23 protein-coding genes are annotated in these 24,212 nt (G+C 59.3%); 6 read left to right on the top strand and 17 right to left on the bottom strand.

Annotated elements, in window-relative coordinates:
* Nucleotides 1-8: 8 nt before the first annotated feature.
* The 12 genes from BM413_RS28080 to BM413_RS28025 form a co-directional block, all read right to left on the bottom strand.
* A complete protein-coding gene (locus BM413_RS28080; RefSeq protein ID WP_091918158.1) occupies nucleotides 9-1,304 on the bottom strand; it encodes an LLM class flavin-dependent oxidoreductase in 1,296 nt (431 codons plus the stop codon).
* An 8-nt stretch (nucleotides 1,305-1,312) separates the two neighbouring features.
* Nucleotides 1,313-2,074 (bottom strand): ABC transporter permease, encoded by a 762-nt coding sequence (locus BM413_RS28075; protein WP_091918157.1) that lies wholly within the window; start codon nucleotides 2,072-2,074, stop codon nucleotides 1,313-1,315.
* Nucleotides 2,071-2,862, bottom strand: coding sequence for an ABC transporter permease (locus tag BM413_RS28070; protein WP_091918156.1), 792 nt, complete (start codon nucleotides 2,860-2,862; stop codon nucleotides 2,071-2,073). Before BM413_RS28070 ends, BM413_RS28075 begins: the two co-directional genes overlap by 4 nt.
* Nucleotides 2,859-3,884, bottom strand: coding sequence for an ABC transporter substrate-binding protein (locus tag BM413_RS28065; RefSeq protein WP_091918155.1), 1,026 nt, complete (start codon nucleotides 3,882-3,884; stop codon nucleotides 2,859-2,861). Before BM413_RS28065 ends, BM413_RS28070 begins: the two co-directional genes overlap by 4 nt.
* 49 nt (nucleotides 3,885-3,933) lie before the next feature.
* Nucleotides 3,934-4,713 carry a class II aldolase/adducin family protein gene (locus tag BM413_RS28060; RefSeq protein ID WP_091918154.1) on the bottom strand — a complete coding sequence of 260 codons (780 nt, stop codon included), beginning with the start codon at nucleotides 4,711-4,713 and terminating at the stop codon, nucleotides 3,934-3,936.
* 19 nt (nucleotides 4,714-4,732) lie between these two features.
* Complete coding sequence (locus BM413_RS28055) at nucleotides 4,733-5,647, bottom strand: ABC transporter ATP-binding protein (protein WP_175544472.1); 915 nt, start codon at nucleotides 5,645-5,647, stop codon at nucleotides 4,733-4,735.
* A gap of 392 nt (nucleotides 5,648-6,039) precedes the next feature.
* On the bottom strand, nucleotides 6,040-6,993 hold the full coding sequence (locus tag BM413_RS28050) for a nucleoside hydrolase (protein ID WP_091918153.1): 954 nt from the start codon (nucleotides 6,991-6,993) through the stop codon (nucleotides 6,040-6,042).
* Complete coding sequence (locus BM413_RS28045; protein WP_091918152.1) at nucleotides 6,993-7,922, bottom strand: cupin domain-containing protein; 930 nt, start codon at nucleotides 7,920-7,922, stop codon at nucleotides 6,993-6,995. The genes BM413_RS28050 and BM413_RS28045 overlap by 1 nt, the downstream gene beginning before the upstream one ends.
* Entirely contained in the window at nucleotides 7,922-9,178 is a 1,257-nt protein-coding gene (locus tag BM413_RS28040; protein WP_091918151.1) for a hydantoinase/carbamoylase family amidase, read from the bottom strand. The genes BM413_RS28045 and BM413_RS28040 overlap by 1 nt, the downstream gene beginning before the upstream one ends.
* A 4-nt stretch (nucleotides 9,179-9,182) precedes the next feature.
* Complete coding sequence (locus BM413_RS28035) at nucleotides 9,183-10,061, bottom strand: alpha/beta fold hydrolase (protein ID WP_091918150.1); 879 nt, start codon at nucleotides 10,059-10,061, stop codon at nucleotides 9,183-9,185.
* Nucleotides 10,062-10,110: 49 nt separating this feature from the next.
* A complete protein-coding gene (locus BM413_RS28030; RefSeq protein WP_091918149.1) occupies nucleotides 10,111-11,241 on the bottom strand; it encodes a pyridoxal phosphate-dependent aminotransferase in 1,131 nt (376 codons plus the stop codon).
* A 6-nt stretch (nucleotides 11,242-11,247) separates the two neighbouring features.
* On the bottom strand, nucleotides 11,248-12,024 hold the full coding sequence (locus BM413_RS28025) for an SDR family oxidoreductase (RefSeq protein ID WP_091918148.1): 777 nt from the start codon (nucleotides 12,022-12,024) through the stop codon (nucleotides 11,248-11,250).
* Between the two features lie 309 nt (nucleotides 12,025-12,333).
* On the opposite strand from BM413_RS28025, the gene ugpC reads away from it, so the two are divergent.
* The 6 genes from ugpC (at nucleotide 12,334) to BM413_RS27995 (ending at nucleotide 18,222) form a co-directional block, all read left to right on the top strand.
* On the top strand, nucleotides 12,334-13,464 hold the full coding sequence (gene ugpC, locus BM413_RS28020) for an ABC transporter ATP-binding protein (RefSeq protein ID WP_091918147.1): 1,131 nt from the start codon (nucleotides 12,334-12,336) through the stop codon (nucleotides 13,462-13,464).
* Nucleotides 13,465-13,467: 3 nt separating this feature from the next.
* Nucleotides 13,468-14,772, top strand: coding sequence for an extracellular solute-binding protein (locus BM413_RS28015; RefSeq protein ID WP_091918146.1), 1,305 nt, complete (start codon nucleotides 13,468-13,470; stop codon nucleotides 14,770-14,772).
* Between the two features lie 18 nt (nucleotides 14,773-14,790).
* Nucleotides 14,791-15,735 (top strand): carbohydrate ABC transporter permease, encoded by a 945-nt coding sequence (locus tag BM413_RS28010; RefSeq protein WP_175544471.1) that lies wholly within the window; start codon nucleotides 14,791-14,793, stop codon nucleotides 15,733-15,735.
* A gap of 1 nt (nucleotide 15,736) precedes the next feature.
* A complete protein-coding gene (locus tag BM413_RS28005; RefSeq protein WP_091918144.1) occupies nucleotides 15,737-16,582 on the top strand; it encodes a carbohydrate ABC transporter permease in 846 nt (281 codons plus the stop codon).
* A 32-nt stretch (nucleotides 16,583-16,614) separates the two neighbouring features.
* A complete protein-coding gene (locus tag BM413_RS28000; RefSeq protein ID WP_091918143.1) occupies nucleotides 16,615-17,427 on the top strand; it encodes an alpha/beta fold hydrolase in 813 nt (270 codons plus the stop codon).
* Between the two features lie 84 nt (nucleotides 17,428-17,511).
* Entirely contained in the window at nucleotides 17,512-18,222 is a 711-nt protein-coding gene (locus tag BM413_RS27995) for a GntR family transcriptional regulator (RefSeq protein ID WP_244538059.1), read from the top strand.
* Between the two features lie 667 nt (nucleotides 18,223-18,889).
* Here the strand turns inward: BM413_RS27995 and BM413_RS27990 are convergent.
* From BM413_RS27990 to BM413_RS27970, 5 genes are all read right to left on the bottom strand, one after another.
* Nucleotides 18,890-20,047 carry an IS110 family RNA-guided transposase gene (locus BM413_RS27990; protein ID WP_091918141.1) on the bottom strand — a complete coding sequence of 386 codons (1,158 nt, stop codon included), beginning with the start codon at nucleotides 20,045-20,047 and terminating at the stop codon, nucleotides 18,890-18,892.
* A gap of 178 nt (nucleotides 20,048-20,225) precedes the next feature.
* Nucleotides 20,226-20,900 (bottom strand): amino acid ABC transporter permease, encoded by a 675-nt coding sequence (locus tag BM413_RS27985; RefSeq protein ID WP_091918140.1) that lies wholly within the window; start codon nucleotides 20,898-20,900, stop codon nucleotides 20,226-20,228.
* Between the two features lie 98 nt (nucleotides 20,901-20,998).
* Nucleotides 20,999-21,796: an ABC transporter substrate-binding protein gene (locus tag BM413_RS27980; protein ID WP_091918139.1), complete on the bottom strand. Its 798-nt coding sequence runs from the start codon at nucleotides 21,794-21,796 to the stop codon at nucleotides 20,999-21,001.
* 203 nt (nucleotides 21,797-21,999) lie between these two features.
* On the bottom strand, nucleotides 22,000-23,238 hold the full coding sequence (locus BM413_RS27975) for an aspartate aminotransferase family protein (RefSeq protein ID WP_348272945.1): 1,239 nt from the start codon (nucleotides 23,236-23,238) through the stop codon (nucleotides 22,000-22,002).
* A 366-nt stretch (nucleotides 23,239-23,604) separates the two neighbouring features.
* The coding region (locus tag BM413_RS27970) for a LysR substrate-binding domain-containing protein (protein ID WP_244538058.1) at nucleotides 23,605-24,212 on the bottom strand (608 nt) is incomplete at its 5' end.

Genomic DNA, 24,212 nt, shown 5'->3' with positions numbered 1-24,212 from the left:
TCCCGACCTTAAATTCTTTCCGGCCTCGCCAGACCCATGAGGTCGCGCAAGGTTCTGCCTTCGTATTCCGTCCGGTAGAGCCCACGGGCCTGGAGGATAGGCACCACCATGTCGACGAAGTCCGTGAGCCCACCAAGGAAATAGGAGGGCATAACGTTGAATCCGTCTGCCGCTCCCGTCGTGAACCACGTCTCAAGCGTGTCGGCGATGTAGTCCGGCGTTCCGCAGAGCACCCAGTGGCCGCGAGCGGCGGCCATCAAGTTGTATACGTCCCGCAGCCGCATGTTCTCGCGCTTTGCCTTGTCCAGCATCACCCGTGCGAATGCATGATAGCTGTCGGAGGGAACGAGACCTTCCGGAACCGGACCGTCGAGATCATAGATGCTCATGTCGATGCCGAACCGGTCGCTGAGCAGCGACAGCGCGTTCGTCTCACTGATGAAGCCTTGCAGTTGCGCCAGCTTGTCGTGCGCCTCGCGTTCGGTGCGGCCGACGATCGGCATTACACCGGGCAAGACAATCAGGGAATCTGGCTCGCGGCCATATCCTGGCAGTCGCCCCTTGAGCGAGGCGTAAAAGGCCCGCGCCTCGTCAAGGTCCTGCGTGACGGAAAACACCACGTCGGCCGACTTGGCGGCCAACTCCTGGCCCGGGCCCGAGCCGCCTGCCTGCAAGATGATCGGCTGGCCTTGCGGCGAGCGGCTGATGTTCAGTGGCCCCTTGACCTTGAAATGCGTACCTTCGTGATCGAGGGCGCGAACCTTTACGGGATCGATGTAGACCCCGCTCTCGCGATCAGCGACGATCGCATTGTCCGCCCAGCAGTCCCAAAGGCCGCGAACCACACCCAGAAACTCCTCGGCGACCTCGTAGCGCCTGGAGTGATCGGGGTGCATGGTGCCGAAATTCGCCGCCGCCGCAGGATTGGCCGTCGTCACTGCGTTCCAGGCCGCACGGCCGCAGCTGATGTGGTCCAGCGAGGCAAAGATGCGGGCAACGCTGAAAGGATCGCCATAGGTCGTCGACGCGGTCGCGCCGAGGCCGATGTGCTTGGTCGCACCGGCAATGGCCGCCAGTAGTGTCAGAGGCTCCAGCCGCGCCGTATAGGACGGGTGCGCACCCGGATCGGCGTTGAGGTTGTCGCCCATGAAGATCAGGTCGAACTTGCCGCGCTCGGCCTCCACGGCGATCTGCTTGACCATCTCGATGTCCTGGAAGCTGTCCATCGCGCCTGGCATCCGCCAGCCGGCGACATGGCTGCCGGTGCCGAGAAGGAACAGGCCGAAATGGATCTTGCGTGTCATGCTGATGGTTATCTCCAGAAAATGTAGCGCCGTTCCACGAAGCTGATCGCGCCGAAGAAGGCGAGGCTGATCGCGGAAGCGACGATGATGGCCGCCCAGACCTTGACGAAGTCGATCTGCAGCACGGCCTGATAGATCACCCAACCGAGGCCGCCATAGGCGCCGAGCATTTCGGTGACGATCGCCACGATGACGCTGCGCACGGTGGAAACGCGCATGCCCGCGATGATGAGCGGAAATGCCGTTGGCAGACGCAGCCGCCACAGAACCGCAAACCGGCCGGCACCAAAAGAACGGATGAGATCGACCGACTTGCGGTCCACCCTGTCCAGTCCCGCGATGGTGCTGAGGAAGATAGTGAAGCTGACGGCAATCGCCACCATCACTATCTTCGAGGTCATGCCGACGCCGAACCACAGCAACACGAGTGGCGAATAGGCGACCACCGGCACCGAGTTGATGGCGGTGGCAAGAGGCAGAACCACGCTGCGGGCGCTTGGGATCATCGCAACGATGACGGCGCCAGACATCCCGACGAGACAGCCGAGCACATAGCCGGCCAAGGCTTCCGTCGCGGTAAACCGGGCCGCCTCAAGCAGACTCGCTGCGTCGCGCGCCATGCCCGCCAGAATGCTGCTGACGGAAGGAAGCACATAGGCTGGCAGGTCGAGGCCGCGCGCCGAAAGTTCCCAGATCGCCGCGAGCAGGAACGCGCCGGCGAAACCGCGCGCGATCTGGCGCGCACCGTCGGTTGCCAGGAATGCACTCATTGCTCGATCCCCCAGAAGACGATGCGTCGCTCCATCCAGGAGACGAAGCCGTACAGACCCATGCCCAGGCACGCGGATACGACGATGGTGGCCCAGATGCCGATGACATTTTCGTTGTACATGGCTTGAAGCAGCAATACGCCGAGGCCGGTCGTGTCGCCGAACCATTCGCCAACGATGGCTCCTACCAGCGCAAGCGAAGAGGCGAGCTTCAGCGCGACGAAGAGCTGCGGCAAGGCTGCCGGAAGATAGAGGCGGCGAAGGATCTGGCCATCGGATGCGCCGAAGCTGCGCATAAGCGCAACCTGCCGCGGATCGACTGCGGAGAAGCCAAGCATGGTGTTGACCGTTACCGGCAGGAAACTGATGTAGAAGGAAATCACAGCCTTGGCAAACAGCGTGTTGCCGAACCACAGCACCACAACCGCGCCGAAGGCGATGACCGGAATGGTCTGAGAGACCACGAATAGCGGAAAAAACAACTCCTTCAGCGCAACCCAGCGATGGAAGATCACCGCTATGGCCACGCCGAAGAGGCTGCCGGCGACGAAGCCGAAAGCCGTCTCGAGGAAAGTTCGCCATATTCCCAAAAGATAGGCCTGCGGGGTTGCGGCGATGGACGAGAAGATCGCGCTGGGACGCGGCAGATAGTAGGGCTTCACGTCGAAGGCGATGACGATGAGTTCGAGCAAGACAAGCGCCGCGGCGATCCCGAGCAGCGGCTTGAGAACCTTCAATACCTTGCCCGTCCTTTCGACGGGCAAGGCTATGGCATTGGCGGCGCTCATAAGCGCCTTTCCGCGCCGGGGATCTTGTTGATGAAGCCGGGATTGAAGGCAGCATCAATGTCGACAGGCTTGGAGATCACGCCATATTCGGCGAGCAGATCGTTGGCGGAGCCGACCGCGTCCTTGTCGATGGTGAATATGCCTTCGGTGTCGCCCTTGCCGGCCACCATCAGCTTCTTCACCTCCGCCAGCATGAACTCCTGCTGGGCACGATCGAGCGTAGGCGCGATCTTCATGATAATGTCGATTGCGTCCTTTTCGTCCGCAAAGGCCTGCTTCCAGCCCTTGACACTGGCGCGCAGGAATTTTTCGACCAGTTCGGGCTTCTGCAGGGCGGTCTGCTCGGAAACGATCAGGGTATCGCGCGGGAAGGAAACGCCGCTGTCCTCCGGCACGAAGAGCTGCAGGTTTTCGGCGCCGACGCGCTGGTTGATGACGTAAAGCTCGTTGTAGCGGGTCGCGGTCACGACATCGATCTGCTTGTCGACGAAGGGCGTGACGGAGACTTGCTGCGGCTGGATGTCGACGTCGGAAGGAGTGATGCCGGCCTTCGAAAGCATCGCCGACAAGACATGGTTGGCACCGGTGAACCAGGTCGTGACCTTCTTGCCCTTGAAATCGGCGACCGCCTTGACCGGCCCGTCCTTGTGGGAAACGAAGACGAACGGCGTGACCTGATGCGAAACGCCGATGCAGACGATGGGCATGCCCTTGTCGCGGGCTGCGAAGACACTGTCCGTACCGCCCGAAAGGCCGAAGGTATCGGCGCCGGTCGCCACGAGGTTCTCAGTCAGCAGATTGGGGCCGCCGGGATTGATGGTGAGGTTGATGCCCTCTTCCTTGTAGTAGCCTTTCTCGAGGGCAACATAGAAGCCGGCGAACTGGGCCTGTGTCAGCCATTTGAGGCGCAGGCTGGCGTCCGCCATTTCCTGGGCAGCAGCCTGTCTGATCCCAAGCCCCAGCCCCTGCGCGCCGAGGGTTACCGCCGCCAAGGCGGCAATTACGTTACGTCGATTAAGCATTTAACCTCTCTGGTGGTTGTTGTTAGTATCGTTGTTCCCTCAATCCGGCTCAGCGCCGGTAGTCCGACCCCTCCCGGTCGAGCTGACGCAGAAAGGCTGGCCACTCCCTTTCGCCGGCGATGAGAATGTCGCCCTTGCTTTCCCAGAACTGCCGCGCGGCCTTCTCGCAGACGTCATGCGGGGGCACGACGAGGGCTACGCCGGAAGCCGATGCGGCCTGAAGGTCGAGCTGGATGCGCGCGGCGCGTTCGAAATAGTAGAGAAGCATGAAGGCTTCGCCGGGCGTGCGCCCCACGGTGAGAATGCCATGGTTGCGCATCAGCATGACGCGATTGGAGCCCAGATGGCTCATAATCCGTTCCTGCTCCTCCAGGTCGATTGCCACGCCTTCGTAATCATGGAAGGCTTGGCGCTGGTAGAAGCGCATGGCGAACTGGCTGAGTGGCAGCAGCCCATCCTTCTGGCAGGAGATCGCCACGCTGGCATCGGAATGTGTATGAAGCACGCAGGCGGCGTCATGGCTGTGCTTGTGGATCGCGCCATGGATGACGAAGGCAGCCTTGTTGACGGTGTAAGGCGTGTCGTCGAGCTTGTTACCCTCGGTGTCGATCCGCACGAGGCTGGAGGCGGTGATCTCCTCGAACAGGAAGCCGTAAGGGTTGAGGAGGAACTGGTCGTCATGCCCCGGCACGCGCATGGAAATGTGATTGTAGATGAGGTCATCCATGCCGAGCCGCGCGACCATGCGATAGCATGCGGCAAGATCGACCCGCGCCTTCCATTCGGCTTCGGAGGTATGGGCGGGGCGGCCGGAATAATAGTCGTTCATTGTCGGTTCCTCATATTCTCTAGTGTCCCGAGACCATGAACGACTTCATGCTCTCCTCCTCGATCGCTTCGAGAAGCGTCTTTTTCAACGCAATGAATTCTGGGGACGTCACGATGTCGGCCTTGCGCGGGCGTGGCAGGTCAACCTTCTGCTCAAGCTTCATCCGTCCCGGACGCGCGGTCATCACCAGGACCCGATCACCCAGGAAGATCGCTTCATCGACATCATGCGTGATGAACAGCACCGTGCGCTTGTGCTTCTGCCAGACGTCGAGCAGCCAGCGCTGCATCATGGTACGCGTCAATGCATCGAGGGCGCCGAACGGCTCGTCCAGCAGCATAAGGTCGCGCTTGAACAGGAAGGTGCGCATCAGCGCGACGCGCTGGCGCATGCCCCCGGACAGTTGGTTCGGATATTGCTTCTCAAAGCCTGACAGTCCGAATTCCGGCAGCATCTGCAATGCCTGCCTGCGCGCTTCGGCCCGTGGCATTCCTTCGATCTCCAGCGCGAGGATGGCGTTGTCGATGACGTTGCGCCACGGCAGCAGCAGGTCGCGCTGCGGCATGAAGGAAACCTGGCCGAGCAGATCGGACGCCATGGAGCTCTGGCCGCGCAGCCTGAGAATGTTGCCGGGATCCGGCTCTTCCAGGCCGGCCAGAATATTGAACAGCGTGCTCTTGCCGCAGCCCGAAGGACCGACGACCGTAACCAGTTCACCCGGCTTGATCGCGACCTCGAGATCCTGCAGCGCCTTCACCGCGCCGAAGGTCTTGGAGACGTTGCGCAGCTCGATCAGCGGCTTGTTGGGGTCCACGGCCGTATGCTCGGCTACCGCAACGCTTCGTGCCTTTGCCGGCTGCAGCAACTCGATCAGTCCCATGGCGCTGCCACGGCCGTGATAATCGCTGGTCAACGCAATCGTCCCATCACTCATTCGCCAGATCCTGCGCGTATGCAATTATTTACAGGCAGGATACAAGCAAACCCCATGCCAACCGGGAAATGGCACCTCTAGAGTTGAGGCTTATGCGACTGCCACCCTCTGGGGGCAGGATTTCACGAGATATACACTCATAGGTCGCATTTTGGGTTGTGTGAATTCATATTGTGAATTTCTGCATGCAGAATTTTAAATCTGGCGTGCAGGTAAATCCATTTTTTATGCAGCGGCCTGCACGAAAATCAGGCGTTTCCAATCTATGCCGCCGCATTGTGCGGGTTGCGCCCAGCCCGGCTGCACATTAGCTCGGGAACCAAACGAACAGGCGGGGTCATATCACCTCCCCGGGATTTCCAACCGGACGTGCCCGACCGGCTCTCACGTTGTCAGGCACGTAAATCCGCCGCCAGGGCCTGCTTCAACATTTGGAAGAAGCCCTGATTGGAAGCCTGTTCGATGACACGGGCGTTGACCTTGTATTCCGGCCAGCGATTGCCCAGCACCGGCGGATGGATAGCCGAGAAACCGCGGGTGATTTCCCCGCCAGTCTCGATCCGCACCACCGCATCCCGAGCGGATTCGATCAGCGCCGGATTCAGCGCGCACGCACAGGTCAGCGAGTCGGGATGCGTGCTCATGGGCCGGCCATAGCGGGCTTCGGCGGTCTGGCGCGGTACCGCCGAAACCTTCCGGTAGAACTCCGACAGCGGCGTTTTCATTGCGAAGATTTCTTCGAGTTGATCGGCGTCGAACACGCTCGAACGCAAAGTCAGCGTCCAAGTCGACAGGGTGATGTTGAATCCCGCCTCGAAGACGATACGCGCAGCCTCGGGATCAATGAAAAAGTTGTACTCCGCGCAGGGCGTGATGTTGCCGACAGAATTGTCGGTCCCGCCCATGATCCAGAGATGGCGCGCGGCCTTGACGATGCGCGGTTCCTTCATCACGGCAAGCGCGATGTTGGTCAGCGGCGCCTGTGCAAGGATGTCGATCTCGCCGGGCTCGGCCATCACCCGTTCGATGATGGCGTCCACCGCATGTATGGTTTCGGGGCGCTGGCAGGCGAGCGGCAGGTTGGCGCCGCTCATGCCGTCATTGCCGTGCATCGTGGAGGCCTCCCATGGCTTGACCATGGGGCGCCGCGCGCCGCAATAAACCGGCACCTTGCCTGAGAAACCGGCGGCTTCGATGGTCGCCAGTGCGTTTTCGACCTGCTGGTCGAACGGAACATTGCCGACACAGACCGTCACTGCCTCCAGAGTGGAACCTGGCGTGCGCATCGCAAGCAGCAGGGAATAGGTGTCGTCCCCCGCGGTATCGGTATCGATGATCAGCCGCATCAGTAGAACTCGAAGCCCATGGTGCGCGCGTGGTAATAGAGCCCGCCATCCTGCACGATCAGGAATTCCGCCCGCGTGCTGCCGTCGTTGTGGTGGCTATGCTTGGCGGCTGGCGGCGTGACAAGCGTGGCCCAGGGCGACCACTCGCACTTGGTATCCGCGACCATCGAGTAGGCAGGATCGCCATTAATGACGAGCGTTATCGCAGCCGAGTTGTGCTTGTGAGGCGGCTGCTCGCTCTTGGGCTTCAGCGTATTGAGCGAAAGCGTCATCGTCGGGGTGATATTGCGGGCCCCTTCGGTCTTCTCCGCCGAGAAGATCAACGCGTGACCGGATGTGTTGGCATTGGCGTTTGAGCCGTAGACGACACCCAGCTGGTGCGTGATCTCTCCGGCCGGGTAGTGCACGAAGCTTACCGCCGCACGCTCGCCGGTGATTGGCGCGGAGACATCGAACCTCAGTTGCGGATCATTGCCGACGGCCCAGAAGACGCTGTCTTCCTGGCCTGTGATGGCGGAAGCCACGCCGCCGGGCAGAAGGAAGACGTCACCCTTGCCGAGCACGGCCTTTTCGTCGCCCACGACGAGGTCTGCCTTGCCCCTGATGAGATACCAGATCGAGGCGGTATTGTTCAGCGTCGTATCAAGCCTCTCGCCCGCCTTGACCACGGCATAACGCGCCAGCATCAGCGGCGTGGTCGCAGGAAAGGCGCACTGCAAATTTTCCGAGAGGTCGCAGTTGCTGAAGCCGGTCGCTTCCATTTTCATGGCCTTGGCCGGTTCGTCGGTGAAGATCTTGCCCGGAACAGGAGGCAGCTTGATGTTGAACGCGTTGCCGGAATTGAAATAGCGGCTGCGGGCTTCGGCGGCGTTAGCTGGATCACGCGGCAGTTGGACCGGCATTTCGGCCATGTCATTGGCAGTGCTCATCATGCAACTCCTTGGTTGGAAGAAAGACCTGACAGTTCGAGCAGCAGGTCGAGAAGAACGGTGGCCCCGGCCGCGACGTGTTCAGGTTCGGCCCATTCGTCGGGATGATGGCTGATGCCACCACGGCAGGGAATGAAGATCATGGCGCTGGGAGCAAGCGCCGCCATCTGGCGCGCATCGTGGCCGGCGGCGGAAAGTAGGTCCAATGCGGGATAGCCGTGCCGCGCGGCGGAAGTGCGAATGGCCAGCTGCAGGCCGGCATCGAAGCCGTTGGAAGGGGCATCGACAAGACGGCGGATTTGATGCCTGCAAGGTGCGGCCTCATCCGCCACAATGTGTTCCAGGCGTGCCGAAAATCGGTCCAGCGTAGCGTTGTCGGGATGGCGCAGATCGATGCGGAAGGTCACCTTGGCGGGGACGACCGAAGGTGCATTGGGCTCCACTTCGACCCGGCCGATGGTGAATTTTACCACGTCGTCTCCTGCCATTGCGTCCTGCATCCGTACGGCAATCCGGGCGAAGGCCTGGAGCGCATCCCGACGGCGCTCCATGGGCTCTGTACCGGCGTGCGCCTCGTGGCCGCTCAGCGTGACTTCGTAAGTCTTCTTGCCCTGGATACCGCTAACGACGCCGATGACCGCCCCGCTTCGCTCTAGCAAGTCCGCCTGTTCGATATGCGGCTCGATATAGGTGTGAATCGGAAAGCCGAGTGGCTTGTGCTCTAGATCGGGAAAGGCGTCATGAACTGTCCTCAGTGCTTCGCCCACAGTCATGCCATCGGCATCCCTGGTCGCCATGACCTCATCGAGCGTGCGCGAGCCGGCAAAAAGGTCCGAACCCATCATGCCGGGAGCAAACCGGCTTCCTTCCTCGTTCATCCAGGCCACCACCACGATTGACCTCTCCGGTTTCGTGCCAGCCTCGGCGATCGCCGTGACGGCCTCCAATGCGGCAAGGGTGCCGAAGGCGCCGTCAAAAAGGCCGCCCGTGGGCTGGCTGTCGATATGGCTTCCTGCAAGGACCGGAGCTAGGTGAGGAAGAGCCCCCTCAAGGGTAAGAAAGAAGTTGCCGGCCGCATCGGTTGAGGGCACGAGGCCGGTCTCGGCGCCCCAGGCATGGAGCCTGCGCCAGGCGAGAATTTCCTGCGACGACAGGGCCTGACGGTTGACGCCGTTGCCGGGCAAGGCCCCGTCTTCGCCCAGCGCCATCAGCCGCGCCCAAAGCCTTTCAGCGGATATGGAAGGCCGGCGCGGCATGAGCCTATTCCGTCCTCATCACCTGGCCCGGATCGGCGCGGGGATCCCGCACCTTCCAGGCGCCCTGCTCTACCTGAGCGATGAAATCCGAAACGAACGCGTTGAAAAGCGCCGGCTCCTCTAGATTCAGCGTATGTCCGGTCTTCGGCAGGATGGCGAGACCACACGCGGGAATGGTCTTCTTGAGATAGATCGAAGGCTGAAGGCAATGATCGTCCTCGTCGCCTGTCATCACCAGGGCGGGAACCATCATCTGCTTCAGTTCCTCTTCCAGATCCCAGAAGGACGGACGCCGGCATTGAACACCGCGCATGGTATTGGCAGCGCCGATGGCCGAGTGGCACGACAGACGCTCGGCAAAGGCCGCCCAGCCACGCGGGTCCTTGTTCTGGAATTGCACGCGGCTCGCGCCCAGCGAATAGATCTTCGAGAAAGCGACCGGGTCCTTCTCGAAATTATCGGCGACCTTGAGCGAGGTGTTGCGGAAATAGTCGGCCGTCGCCCGTTCGGTGCCATAGCCTGCGCCAGCGATCGTCAGCGAAAGCGCCCGTTCGGGGGAGCGGAGACCAAAATGCAGCGTTGCAAATCCACCCATCGAGAGACCAACGATATGCGCCTTTTCGATATCCAGAGCGTCGAGTACCGCGACCGCATCTTCCGCCGCGATCGATTGCGAGTAGTTCTCGACGTCCGTCGGAATATCGGAAGGGGCATAGCCGCGCGCCGCATAGGTGATGCAGCGGTGTCGGCGGGCGAAGAAGCTCATCTGCGGATCCCACGCATCGTAATTGCCGCCGAACTCATGAATGAAGAGGATCGGCGTTCCGGTTTCGCCGGTGGTCTCGTAGTAGAGCCTGGTGCCATCCTTGGCGATCGCGAACATGGGGCGTCTCTCTTGTGATCTCATATATTCAGACGTGGTCCGGCCAGCCTTAGAAAAGGGCCGGCACGTCGTTGAGAGTCCGCGCGGTTTCGAGGTAGCGCGGCAGGCCTTCGCAGAAGCGCTCGGCCCAGGCGGACGGCACGGAAGTGGAGACCTTGATGAAACGATCCCCAAAGGCAGCCGTATGATAGCGGCCCTGACGGATCATCACACCTTCGCGGCGCGCAGCCTCCACGATTGCCTCCGGCGTGACGCCGGTCGTGACCGTTTCGAGCACCAGGAAGTTGCCGTGCGACGGCTGGACTGGAACGGAAAGCCCCGCCGCCTCGGCAGCTGTGACGATCATTGCCTTGTTGGCGCGGTCGAGGCGGCGCACTTCCTGCATCCATTCGGCCTTCACCGACAAACCGGCCATGGCCGCCCGCTGGGCCACCACCGAAGCACCCAGCACGGAGCTAGATGCCGCCGAGAATTCATCGACAAGAGCAGGCTCGGCCACGAGCGCGCCGATGCGCATGCCGGCCAGACCCAGCCATTTCGAGAAGCTGAGCGAGACGACAGTGCCCTCAGGTGCCACTTGCAAGACCGGCGTGTGTCCGTCGGCAAAATCCCGGTAGGTGCAATCGTGAATCATCAAGGCGCCGACCGAACGTGCGATCTCGGCGAAAGCCTCTATCTCCTCGCGCTCATAGCGGATGCCGAGCGGATTGTTGGGATCGACGATGTAGATCAGCGCGCAACGGTCGTCGACGGCAGCGCGAAGCGCTTCCGGTGTCAGCTTGTAATTGGTCGCAGGATCGTAGATCGGAATCTGGATCACCGTGGCGCCTGCCTGCTCGGCAAACAGGCACGGCCATTTCCAGGTCGGGTCAGTGGTCACCAAAGTGGTGCCCAGCCTGGCGCGAGCCTTGCAGATCATGGCCAGCGCGTTGACACCGCCTTCGGTCACCAGCGCTTCGCCCGATGGCACGCCGAGATCGGCGACGATCGCGCTTCTGAGCGCCTCGAAGCCCATCGGCGGCGCATAGGCGTTGAACTCACCCGCCTCGATGGAGCGGGTCATCGCCTCGGTCACGGCCGGATGGGCCGGCACATGGTTGGTATTCTGGCCCATCCACGCCAAATCCGGTGTGGAAGAGAGATCGTCGAAGTAGCGATTGCGAGTACGAGCATCGGCCATGGCGGATCAGATCACCGATCCGCGGGCGGCAATACCGCCGTCGATAGTAACGACCGTCCCGGTTATGTAGCCGGCCTTGGGGGAAGCGAGGAAAGCACATAGATCGGCCACTTCCTCGGCCGTCGCAGGACGCTTGCCGGGATATTTTTCGTACAGTTCTTCCCAGCGCAACTCGTCACCGAGCATGTCGATGGCCTTCCGCTTCATAATCTTGAGCATGCGCGCCGTATCTACCGGACCGGGGTTGACGCCGATGACGCGGATGCCTTGATCCAAACTGCGGCCGCCCAGCGCCTTGGTGAAGCTCATGAGCGCTGCATTGCCGGTCGAACCTGCGAAATAGGCGGCGTCCCAGTTCTCACCGGAGTTGCCGATGACGTTGATGATGACGCCACTCCTGCCTTTGCGCCGCTTCCAGAATTCACGGGAAAGACTGATATAACCGAAAACCTTCAGGTCGAAGCCGCGACGGATGGCTTCATCGGTCACGTCTTCGATGCTGCCGGCCGGTATGTCGCCGGCATTGTTCATGAGGATATCGTAATCACCGCAAGCCCTGTCCAGCGCTTCCATCGCCTCAGTGGTGCTGAGATCGGCTTCATGAACGGTGACAGTCACGGGATATTGCGCCAGTTCCTTCTTGAGCGCCTCCATGGCCGCACCATTGCGCGCTGCCAGATGAAGATGACATCCTTCCGCAGCCAGAACCTTGGCGATCGCATGGCCGATGCCCTGGGAGGCTCCGGTGATCAGCGCTGTTTTTCCGACAAGATTGAGTTCCACCTGCGTCTCCTGATTGGATACATAAATATCCTTTCTGCATACGATAATTTTAGGTCAAGTCTATAATTTTTTTTCCCTGTAATCGGATTTTTTGTCGAAATTCGATCAGGATATCTGGATTGAGTAGATACTGTGCATTTTAGTGGCCAGTTTCGAAGCATTTTGCGCCATTTATCGGCAATTCTCGCCTATTTTTCAAAAAATCAATTTTTGCATACTTATACGTATTGCGTGAATACGAAAATGGCATCAATGTCGTCGTTTAGAGCTGCCGATCGGCCTGGAAGCAATGAAAACTGGAAACCCTGCATGGCAGACGTGACGCTGAAGAATGTCGGCAAAACCTACGAAAACGCTTCGGCCAATACGATCGAAAGCCTGAATCTCGGCATCATCAGCGGCGAATTCGTGGTCCTTGTCGGGCCTTCCGGCTGCGGCAAGTCGACAACGCTGCGCATGATCGCCGGGCTCGAGGAAGTGTCGAGCGGAGAGATATGGATCGCCGACCGCCGCGTCGATGAACTGGAGCCGCGCGAGCGCGACATCGCCATGGTCTTCCAGAACTACGCCCTCTATCCGCATATGAGCGTTGCCCAGAACATGAGCTTCGGGCTGCGCCTCGCGGGCATGGACAAGATGGAGATCCGCAGGCGGGTAGAGGATGCGGCGCGTATCCTCGACATCACACCATTGCTGGATCGTCGCCCCAAGCAGCTCTCCGGAGGTCAGCGCCAGCGCGTCGCCATGGGGCGCGCGATGGTTCGCGACCCTGCCGTCTTTCTGTTCGACGAACCCTTGTCGAATCTCGACGCCAAGCTGCGCGGGCAGATGCGGACCGAGATTCGCAGACTGCACAAGCGGCTGAAGGCAACCACCATTTATGTCACTCACGATCAGGTCGAAGCGATGACACTCGCCGATCGGGTAGTGGTGCTGAACCAGGGCCGGATCGAGCAGCAGGGCACGCCTCTGGAACTCTACGAGCGGCCGGCAACGCGGTTCGTGGCAGGCTTCATCGGCAGCCCAACCATGAACTTTCTGCCCGCCAAGGTCGAGATGGCGGCGGGAAAGCCGGTCCTGAAACTGGAAGGGGTAACTTTGCAGGTGCCCTTCGACAGAACGGCAGCACTTGCCCACTACGTCGGGAGAAGCGTCGAAATCGGCCTCAGGCCGGAGCATTTCCTGGCCGGCGGAGCAAAGGACTTCACCGTATCCGTAGACATGGCCGAACTGCTCGGCCCAACCACTCTTTTGCACTTCTCATTCGCCGGCGTGTCTTGTTCGGCAATGCTGCCGCCCGAACAGGCGGCAGCCGAAGGCAGTCACCAGCGGCTGCGCATCGCGGCAGAGCGCATGTCGCTTTTCGATACGGATACTGGCCGCGCCATCTGCGCGGACGGCGAGAATGCACTTACAGACCCCAATCAACAAGGAGACTAGCGGATGAAATCCCGCAGACTATTCTTCGCAGGCCTGCTCGGCGCCTCCGCGCTCTGCGGCACCGGGGCATTCGCACAGGATACCGCTGCGTGCACGGGTAAGACCGTGACGCTGCGCATTCTGCGCACACCCGGCAATTATCCCTATCCGGCACCGATGGAAGCCTGGCAGAAGGAACACCCTTGCGTCAAATTCGAGATCAACGAGGTTCCATTCGCCCAGTTGGCCGACACCATTTCGGTCCAGGCCGCAAGCTCCAATCCGCCGGACGTAATCGTCTATGACGGCCCGAATACGCAGTCCTATGCGGCCGCGGGCATCCTTCTGCCGATAACCAAATATCTGCCCGCGGGATGGGACGACGACATCCTGCCAGCAACCAAGGCCGAACACAGCTATAATGGCGAAGTCTATTCGCCGGGCATCGAGCAGACCACCGTTGCGATGTATTACAACAAAACGCTCGTGGAGGCTGCCGGCATCAAGCCGCCGCAAACGCTCGAAGACGCATGGACGTGGCAACAAGCGCTTGAAGCTTTCAAGAAATGCCAGCAGGGACCGGCCGGTGCGGCTACCGTCTGGGGTCTCGGCCCGACCCGTTTCGGCAACGGCCAGCCCGGCCTCGTCTATCAGGATCTGATCTACCAGCGTTCCGCCGGTGATCCGAAAGCCGATCCATCCAGCAGCGCCTACAAGACCTTCTGGGCCCTTTCGCCAGACGGAAAATCTGTGGAAGGCTATCTGAACACGCCGGAAGCAGTCGAGGCCCTGACCTTCTATCGTTCGCTGTTCAACACCGAGGGCGTCGCCCCGAAGGCCGGCATTCCGAACGCTTTCTTCGACAGCAAGGCCTGCTTCTACATAGATACACCGGCAGCCGGGAATGCGCTTCTGAAAGATCCGAAGATCGAATGGGGCATTTCGCCCATTCCATATTTCAAAACCCCGATCGTTCATACCGGCTCGACTACCTTCGGTGCGACCGCACGCTCCAAGCATCCCGAGATGGCCGCACAGTTTGTGGTCGACATGTCATGGGGCGAGTACGCCTACATGAATGTCAGCCAGCGCGGCAATCTGCCGACGCTGAAGAGCCTGTTTCCCCGCTTCGAAACGTACAATGCATACCCGATGAAGGTTTTCGTCGACCAGTTGCAGGAATGGGGCCAGCCTCGCCCGCCGGGGCCGAAATTCGCCCAGTACGACAAAATTGTTACCGACGCGCTGCGTAGTGTGGCCTTTGGCGGCGATCCGGCCGAACTGATGGCGGATGCCGAGAAAAAAGTTCAGCGCGTTCTCGATCGGTAAATGGCAATGGATGCAAGAATGCCGGCTGGCGACTACGCCCTGGCCGTTTCGGCCAAGGCTCATCCGACAGCGCGAAAACCCGCCACAAGGCGACAGAAGCGTGACCGGCTGGTTGCCGTCGGCTTTCTTGCACCCTTCATGATCCTGTTGCTGATCTTCCAGTACGTGCCCTTGCTGCTGATGGCTCGCAACAGTCTTTACGACTACACTCTGCTCAATCCTGCGGCCGAAAAATTCGTCGGATTGCGAAACTTCACCGACATGATTGAATATGACGATGCCGCAACCAGCTTCGGCATCACGTTCCTGTTTGCGCTGGGTGTCGTTTTCTTCGTTATTCCGGTTGCCTTTTCGCTGGCTCTGTTCCTCAACTCGAAGCTGCCGTCACGTGGTCTCGTGCGAACAATAATAATGTTGCCGGTAGTGACGTCCTCGGTGGTTGTCGCCACGATGTGGTCATTTCTGCTGGATCCGTCCAATGGCCTCGTCAACGGCGTGCTTGGCATTCTGGGCATCGGCAACCAACCGTTCCTGACATCCACCAGCCAGGCTCTTGCGGCGATCATCGCCATGACCCTCTGGCAACAGGTAGGCTTCGGCGCGATCCTGTTTCTTGCCGGGCTCCAGGGGCTGCCTCCGGAATTGACGGAAGCCGCACGCATCGACGGCGCGACGCGCCGGCAAGTGCTCTGGAACGTAACGATCCCGCTGCTCTCGCGAACGACATTGTTCGTGGTCGTCATCATGACGGTATTTTCACTGCAGGCCTTTGCCCCGGCCTTCCTCATGACACAGGGCGGACCACAGGAAAGCACCAACCTTATCGTCTACCACATCTACAACACGGCCTTCATTATGCAGCAGGCAGGCTACGCCTCGGCCCTCTCCGTGGCCCTGCTGCTGGTGGTGCTGGCCATATCCATGGCCCAGATGGCACTCTTACGCTCCCGCTGGAACTACTGACATGAAAAGCATCGACATCCGGCGTGGCCTTTTCGTCGTCCTCGTCATTCTGGTGATCGTCTGCTGTTTCCTGGCGCCCTATGCCTGGATCGTGGCCTCGTCCCTCAAAAACCAGTTGACCCTGTTCAACGACGTCTCACCGCTTTCCTGGAGGGCTTTTGTCCCGGTTGGAGCGACCGGCGAAAACTATGCCACGCTGTTCCAGCGCACCAATATCCTGCCCGCTCTCCTGAACACCGCGATCGTCGCAGGCGGACAGGTTGCACTGACCCTGCTGCTTTGCGCGATGGCCGCTTATTCGTTGACCCGCATTAGCTTTCCCGGCGCCAAGATCGTCTTTGTCCTGATCCTGCTCACCTTCCTGCTGCCGATCGAAGCGCTGATGGTGCCGCTCTATCAGGTGGTTTCGGGGCTCGGCCTGTCGAATACGCTTCTGGGCATCATGATCCCATGGATCGCAAGCCCCTTCGGCCTCTTCCTTCTGAAACAGGCCTTCGAAGAATTGCCGGTCGAACTGGAGGACGCCGCACGCATCGACGGCGCTGGTCATGTCCGCATCTTCTTTTCCATTGTGTTGCCGAATGTGAAGGTACCGATGCTGACGCTCGGCCTCATCACCTTCCTGTTTTCGTGGAACAGCTTCCTATGGCCGCTGGTCATCGTCCAGGATCCCGCGCGCCAGGTCATCCAGGTGGCCATAGCCCAACAGGGGTCACCGACGCAATTGCCCAACTGGGGCGAAACCTTCGCAGGCGCAACGGTCGCCACACTGCCCTTGATCCTGCTGTTCCTGCTCCTGCAAAAATACTTCACGCAGGGCATGACCACGAGCGGTATCAAGGGCTGATCAATTCCAGCAGCAATCTCGGAAACAGTCTGATGGCTCAACTCACCTCGCTGGACGCTCCCTTCGGCGGACAGATCGGCTATCGCACCTTCGGCAGCCGTGGGGACTGGCTGGTGCTGATCCATGGCTGGTGCGGCACCGCCGATCACTGGAATCTGATCGCACCGGACCTTTCTGCAGACTTCCGCATTCTTGCGATGTCCCATCCAGGCTTTGGGGGCATGTTTCCGCCGCCGCCTTCCAGCCAGACCATCAGGGCTATGGGTGGCGCCGTCGCCATGTTGCTGGCTCATCTCGACATCACGCAGGCCATCCTTATCGGCCATTCGATGGGTGGCCCGATCGCGACCGAAACCGCCATCGCTGTACCGGCGCAGGTGAAAGCGCTCATCGGGCTCGATACATTGTCTGACCGCGGTTACTACGGATATGTTCCCGCCGAGGAAATCAGGCGCCGCCACGATGACTTCGCCGGGAATTATGCCGTGAGCATGCGGATGATGGTGGACACTATTGTGCATCCAAGTACGGGCGAGGCCATGCGACAGTCGATTGCCGACGGCATGATCGCCGCTGCCGCACCCGGATTTGCCCTGGACGTCAAGGACGACCTGTTTGCGTGGAATGCCGAGGAGCGTTGGCCGCTGATCAATTGTCCGGGCATGCTGCTCAACTCGCCCCATGTTGCGCGACTCGCGTACCCCGATTCGATGCCCTGCTTTGATGCCACCCCGATCCGCACCTACGACTCCGGTCACTTTCCGATGATTGAGGCCCCCGCAATGATTGTGGAGAAGATCAGAAACTGCATCGCCGAACTGATATACAAAAGAGACATGGATTGAATGCAGTCCCGAAAGAAAAGTATATATGGCCTCGGACAATCGTCCGGCTGGACCAATTGCAGGGAAAACAAAGGAGCGCTCGAATTGGACCAGGATGAAATTCGCGTATCGAATGCGGCGACGGCAACCCGCGCTCCGACCCGTTCGGAGGAATTACGTGAGCAGCTTGAACAGATGATTCTGGACGGTCGCCTTGCGCCGGGCGAACGGCTGGACGAGATGGAACTGTCGCGCCGTTTCGGTCTGTCCCGCACACCGGTCCGCGAAGCCATAAAGTCCTTGCTGGCTATTGGCCTAGTGGAGACGCGCGGTCGCCAGGGCACCCATGTTGCAGTGCTGTCGATCCCCGCTCTCATCGAAATGTTCGACGTCATGGCCGCTTTGGAAGGTCTCTGTGCCAAACTCGCGGCGCGCAGGGCGACGCCGGCCGACCGGGCCGCCATGCGAAAGGTTCACGAAGAACTCGTCAAGGCCAACGAGAACGGCGACCCCGTCACCTTCTACAAGGTCAACCAGCAGTTCCACGACCTTCTCTATGAGGCGGCCCACACGCATTTCATCGCCGAACAGACGCTTCAGCTGCGTCGACGGATCGGCTCATACAGATTGCGCGTCACCTACCAGCCTGGGCGGATGTTGAACACACTGAGCGAACATGTCCGCATCATGGACGCGATCGACGCTGGCGATCCGGCCGCCGCGCAGAAAGCCGCAAACGAGCATGTGCAGCTTCTTGGCGACCAGCTAACCGACTTCATTTCATCACTGCCAGCAAGCCTCAGCCGTTCTCAGTAGGCGGCACTGCAACGCAACTGACCGGCGATCGTCATCGGGAATGTATGTCAGCGAGCTTTGCGCGGAGCCAGAACTGTCGCGGCTCGATGCCCTGACCACTTCAGGACCTTCAAGCCGTCCAGCCACTCCGTACCCGCTGTATGGTCTGGCGCTCCTGAAGGGTTTGGAAGGAGAATCCCTCGATGAGTTGCGCCTGCGGCGTATGTCCGGCCACGACAGTCAGGCTATCGCCCAATCCGGCGCTTGCCAGCGGCGGTCACGCCATCCCTGACATCAGCCGAAATCAAAAATCCCCATAGCTATCGACTGTGGCCCGCGGGTTCCTGCATGAGGGGCTTTCGTATGCCTGCCAGCACCCGAAACCCTTATATGGGGATGGTCAACTACAAACGGCATCACGTCGACATTGTCATCTACCTCCGAGCAATCCATAGATCCATTCGATGAGTCCGTTTGCGTGACGCGGTTCGCGAACGAACCCAGTCCACCTTATATTCGGTCAGGGCGCATGCACCTGTTCCATGATCCCGCTTGCGGCGGATTCGGACCCAAGAGACGAAACCATTCTTCAGCAGCGGCTGTTTGAGGCCATGAGTTTCGTCGGTTCGTCTACCCGAGGATCTGCCAGGCCTGATCGGTCCTGGAGATTGTTATGATCGATTGGCGTCTACGCTGACGGTTTCGTCAGGAGAGCTCCTTCTATGACGACGCCGGCGTTCACGTATTTCCACAGCGCAACAAGCAGTTTCCGAGCGAGGGCGATGATCGCCGTCTTCTTGTACCGGCCACCATTCTGGATGACTCGCGCCCTGAACCACTGGCTGAGTGCGGAATTGGGTTGATGGCGCACCCACAACCACGCAACCTGGACAAGTGTCGACCGGAGCCTAGGATTGCCGGACTTCGAGACTCCCTGCTCGCAATTAATCTGCCCACTTTGCCAGGGCGTTGGCACCAAACCAGCGTAGGCGGCAACCTGTCGTCGATTGTCGAACTTGCGCGATAATCCCTCGGACCACAGGACGGCCGCGAACTCAGGACCAATTCCTTTGAGGCTGAGCAGCAGGGCCGGTGTGGGCACATCTGCCGCGACGAGCATGGCGTCGCGGGCCTCTTCAACATCCTTGATTTGCTGGATCAGCAACTCGATGCGATCAAGTTCGCGGCTGATCTGCGCCATGAGCGCTGGCGGCAATGGACGCCCATCTCCGGTAATGAGCGTGTCGAGGCATTTGCGTCGATCGCCTTTCAGTGGTTCGTATCCGGACACACCTTGGCTGAACAAAAGGCCCTTTATCCTGTTGACGTGCCTGATCCGCTCGTTCGTCAGAGCCTTCCGCTCCCGCACCAACCGGCGACGGTCTTCCTCCTCCGGCGTTGGCACTCGCAACATCGCGCAAACCCGAGGCTCGCCGCGGTTGTAGGCCAACAACGCTCGAACCAGTGCTTCCCCGTCAATCCGGTCGGTCTTGGCCCGCCGACGGCGACGCGATGTGGCAATGGATGCCGGGGCCACGACATAACTCTCGATGCCTTCGCGTTCGAGAACCCGATGTATCCAGAATCCATCCAGACCAGCTTCCTGGATTGATATGACCCGGAAGCTCTGCCCTGTCCGCACTTCCGCCTTTCGTTGCAGCTCTGCGACGTGATCGAGCAAACCCGGAATGTCGCCCCCAGACACGAGGTGTCTCGACATTCTCTCGCCTCCACCTGGCGAAAGCGAAGTCACGAGCCATTTTGAACGAGACAGTTCTAACGAGACAAATATTGCGGCAAGATCGACGCGGATAGCGGCCGGGGCCTTGGTGGTGTTGGCTTGCATGCTGACCTCCAGGTGATGTTTGGCAACTTCACTCTGGCAGAGCGCTGGTCGCCTTCCATCCCCATAGGATCTTCACGATAGCGGACTGGCGGCTAACAGGAAGAGATCGTCCAAAGCGGTTATTAGCTGCGAACAACATCTTCACCGCTGACGTTATGGGCGGTTACAGATAGCCACCTCACCGGCTGGTTGGCAGCTTGCTTCGGCGCTCGACATAGTTGACCAGCCGAACCATTGGCCAAAGGAAGGCTAGATAGATCAATGCCGCGCCGATCAGCGGCGTTGGATTGGCATAGAACGCTTGTGCGTCATTTGCCTCCTTCAAAAGTTCCGGTAGGGCCACTGCAGATGCGAGCGAAGTGTCCTTGAACATCGAAACACAATTGCTGGTCGTTGGCGGAATCACGAGTTTCATCGCCTGCGGCAACACCACCTTTCGAAGTGTAATGAAGAAAGACAGCCCGAGTGCATGCGCGGCCTCGAACTGGCCCTTCGGAATGCTCTCGATACCGCTTCTAAAAATCTCCGCTGAGTATGCAGACATGACAAGGGTGAAAGCGAGTGTCGCCGATACCCAGCCAGAGAGCCGTATGCCGACAAATGGTAGCGCGAAATAGATCAGGATCAGAACTACGAGCACCGGCACCGCGCGGAAAATGTCAATGAAACCGATGGCGAGCCAACGGATCGGCCACGGTGCATAGAGCCGTAAAAGACTGATCAGCATGCCAGCGGGAATGCCCAGGCAGATGGCAAGAAGTCCTAGCGCCAAGGTGTTGATGAGGCCGCGCAGCAAGGCCGGAAACGCGGCGAAGAAAACGTCGGCGTTGAAGAATGTGTCGATGAGGGTCATTGGCGCTCGAAGGAATCATGGTGGCGGATGCATAAGAATCGCACCGGCGGAGTTCCCCTTTCCGCCGGCTCGATCTAACGCGGCTCAAGCTTACGCTGTCAGCCCTTCGGCAACGCAGCTTCCTGCAAGGTGGAGGATTGGTCTGGAGCGTTCGTGCCGAACCACTTCTTGTGGATGGCCTGCATTGTGCCATCCTTCTTCATCGCGCTCAGCGCATCATTGATCTTTCCAAGATGGGGCGAATTCTTGGTCATCATCATACCATACTGTTCGCCCGACCTGATCTGCTCCACCACTCGGAGACCCTTCATCTTCGTGAAAGCGTATTCCAGGTTGGGGACGTCACTCGTTACGCCATCCACGCGACCGGCAGCGAGATCGAGCAGGGCATCCTGCTGGCTATTGTAGCCTTTCACTTCGCTGAACTCGTATTTGTCTTTGTTCTCCGTCAGCCACTTGTGGCTGGTCGAACCGGAATGCGAGCCGACCGTCTTGCCTTTGAGGTCGGCAAGACCATTCACTACACCATCCGCCCTTGCAGCAATACCCATGCCGGAATCGTAGTATGGCTGGGTGAAGGACTGAGAGACAAGACGCTCCCTGGTGATCGTGATCGACGATATCGCAACATCGATACGGCCAGAGCTTGTGGCTGCGAACAGTGGTTGGAAATCATAACCTTCGATGCTTACGGTCATGCCTACGCGCTTCGCCGCTTCCGTGACAATGTCAACCTCGAAGCCTTCGAAGATACCGCTTTGATTCTTGAATTCGAAAGGCGGATTGTTGGAGAAGGAGCCGACATTGAGTGTTTCTTCGGCGAGCGCAATGACGGGCATGGCGGCGATGCCGGCTGCTACGGATGCTACGAGAATGCTACGACGGGTGAAGTTCATTTTTTTCCCTCTGGTTGGTCCGGACGAGTTCCTCCCTATCCGCCGGCATTGCTTTCCGCCCGCGCTCCTCCGCGGGCGTCAATTCTTGTTTGCGATTTCACTCTCGATCTAGTTCGTTGTCGGCTCGACCTAGCGGGAAATCCCATTGCAGATGTCCTGCGCCATCGACTAACCTCCCAATCCTTAGAGATTGCCGATCAAATCTAGAGAGTCTCAACTACTCTTGTGATCGCTGTGTCCAGTGTGCTTAGTCCGAAATCGATTTCCTCCTCGGTTGAGGTAATTGGCGGAGCGAATCGCATCACACCAGACGTATATGCGCCTGTTATGTTGGCAGAGAGCCCGAGTTCGAGCGCCACTTCCGTGACCCTCTGAGAGATCGCCGTGCCGTTATGCCCCGCGTATGGAAGGAATTCCATGCCCAGCAACAACCCACGACCACGAACGTCCCCAATGCACTCGTGATGCTGCATCAGGTTCTGCAGGCCCTTCTTAAGGCGATCACCCAGTACACTTGCTCTTTCCACGAGACGATCTCGCTGGATGATCTCGATCACCTTCAAGGCAACCGCGGCCGGCAGAGGATCATTCACATGCGTCGTTACAAATGTGAACCCACGAATATGGGCGATTTCTGCGATCGCGTCGGAGGTCGATACGGACGACATCGCCATGCCCGCACCCAACGTTTTTGACAGCAATAGAATGTCAGGCACCACGTTATCGCGTTCAAAAGCAAACATCTCCCCGCTTCGCCCGAGGCTCGTCTGGGCCTCATCAACAATGAGGAGCATTCCGCGGCGTTCACAATGGGTTTTCAGCGCGGCCAGGTAGCCGATGGGCAGGTCGATGACACCACCTGTACTCAGGATGGGTTCGGCAATAAATGCCGCGAGATTTCCGGTCGATTGACGATCGAGGAACTCGAAACTGTCATCGAGCTCCTGCTGCCAGGTCACGCCGGGAAAGCGGGGGCGAAAGGCATTCGGGGCGGGTATGGCGAAAGCGCCTGGCATGAGTGGACCATGACCGCGCCGTCCGATGGAATAAGTGGCTGAAGCAGCAGCGCCGGTCGAACCGTGATATGATTGAGCGAAACCGACCACTTCCCATTTGCCGGTCACCACTTTGGCGAGTCGGATTGCCGCTTCGACCGACTCGCCTCCAGTTGAAAGAAACATCGAGCGCGGGAGCTCCGGAACGAGTTCCGCCAGGGCCGCAGCCAGGTCCACAATCGGCCTGGAAAGCATCATACTAAACAGGTGGTCGAGGCGGCCAGCGGCGACATGTATGGTCTCGACCAGTTCCGGGTGGGCGTGCCCAAGGACTGAGCTCATCTGTCCAGACGTGAAATCAAGAACTCGGCGCCCGGACGAGTCGTAAAGCCAAGAACCCTCAGCACGCTCGGGTACAAAAGGTATGAAATCCCCACCGACGCCCATATACCGCAGAAGGTACCTATTGGCCTTGATCGCAGTCTGCTCATCTGCATTCATTGACGAAATAAACTCTCTAGTTTGTGGTTGCTTTTTCACGATGCGGCGGATTTGACATCACATTCTTCAAGCATCGTAGCCCCAGCGGCGACAATCTAAAGCGCAAATACTTCGCTCTAACTGATGAAAATAATTCGTCAGCTTGGAGACCGGAAGTGCACAAGCTCTTCGGCTCGCGAGAGACGCTTGGCGTCTGGAGTATCGTTCAATCTTTAATCTGCGCGACGAACCGGGTAGCAACTGCGGATGCTGCTAGGGATAACCAAAATGGCGCACTAGGCCGCTTACCTTTACCAACCTCAACGGTTGGGGCTAGCTCCACCACGGATGTACATTGGTCGCCTCATCTTTGAGCCAATCGACAACAGCGTCAATTGTAGAGCGCGATCTCTCCGTCGACGGCGTAAATATCCAATAGCTGAGCCCTGGGCGGCTAAGATCGGGCAATAGCGGGACCAGGTTTCCTGCACTCAATTCACGTTCAACTAAAACATTGCTTTCAAGAATGATGCCCAACTCTTCCACGGCAGCCCCTATAGCAAGATGAGAGGGATCCAACTGTATTTTGTTGATGGGTGTCTTATCGAGGTGAATGCCTTGTATGTTCAACCATTCTTCCCAGGAAAGCTGGTTATGAAATGTGCTTATGAGGGTCTGTTTTAACAACGATTGAGGGGAATCCAGTTGGTGCTCCTCCAGAAGTTTCGGAGCACAAAACGGCTGAAAAGATTCGGAGAGTAGAAGTGAGGCTCTATCCTTCCAAATGTCATCTCCATAGACGATTTGAATGTCAGCCGGCGCATCGGTCAAAGGGGTCCAAGGCAATCTGTCGCCTTGCAAGCGAGCCCCCTGAGCATTGAGCCGGATGTCAATCCCCGGGAGGTGGGCCATGAGATCGGCTAAGCGCGGCAACAGCCAAC

The organism is Mesorhizobium sp. YR577 (assembly GCF_900116595.1).
Lineage (GTDB): Bacteria > Pseudomonadota > Alphaproteobacteria > Rhizobiales > Rhizobiaceae > Mesorhizobium_M.
This window is presented reverse-complemented; position numbering and strand designations above follow the sequence as displayed.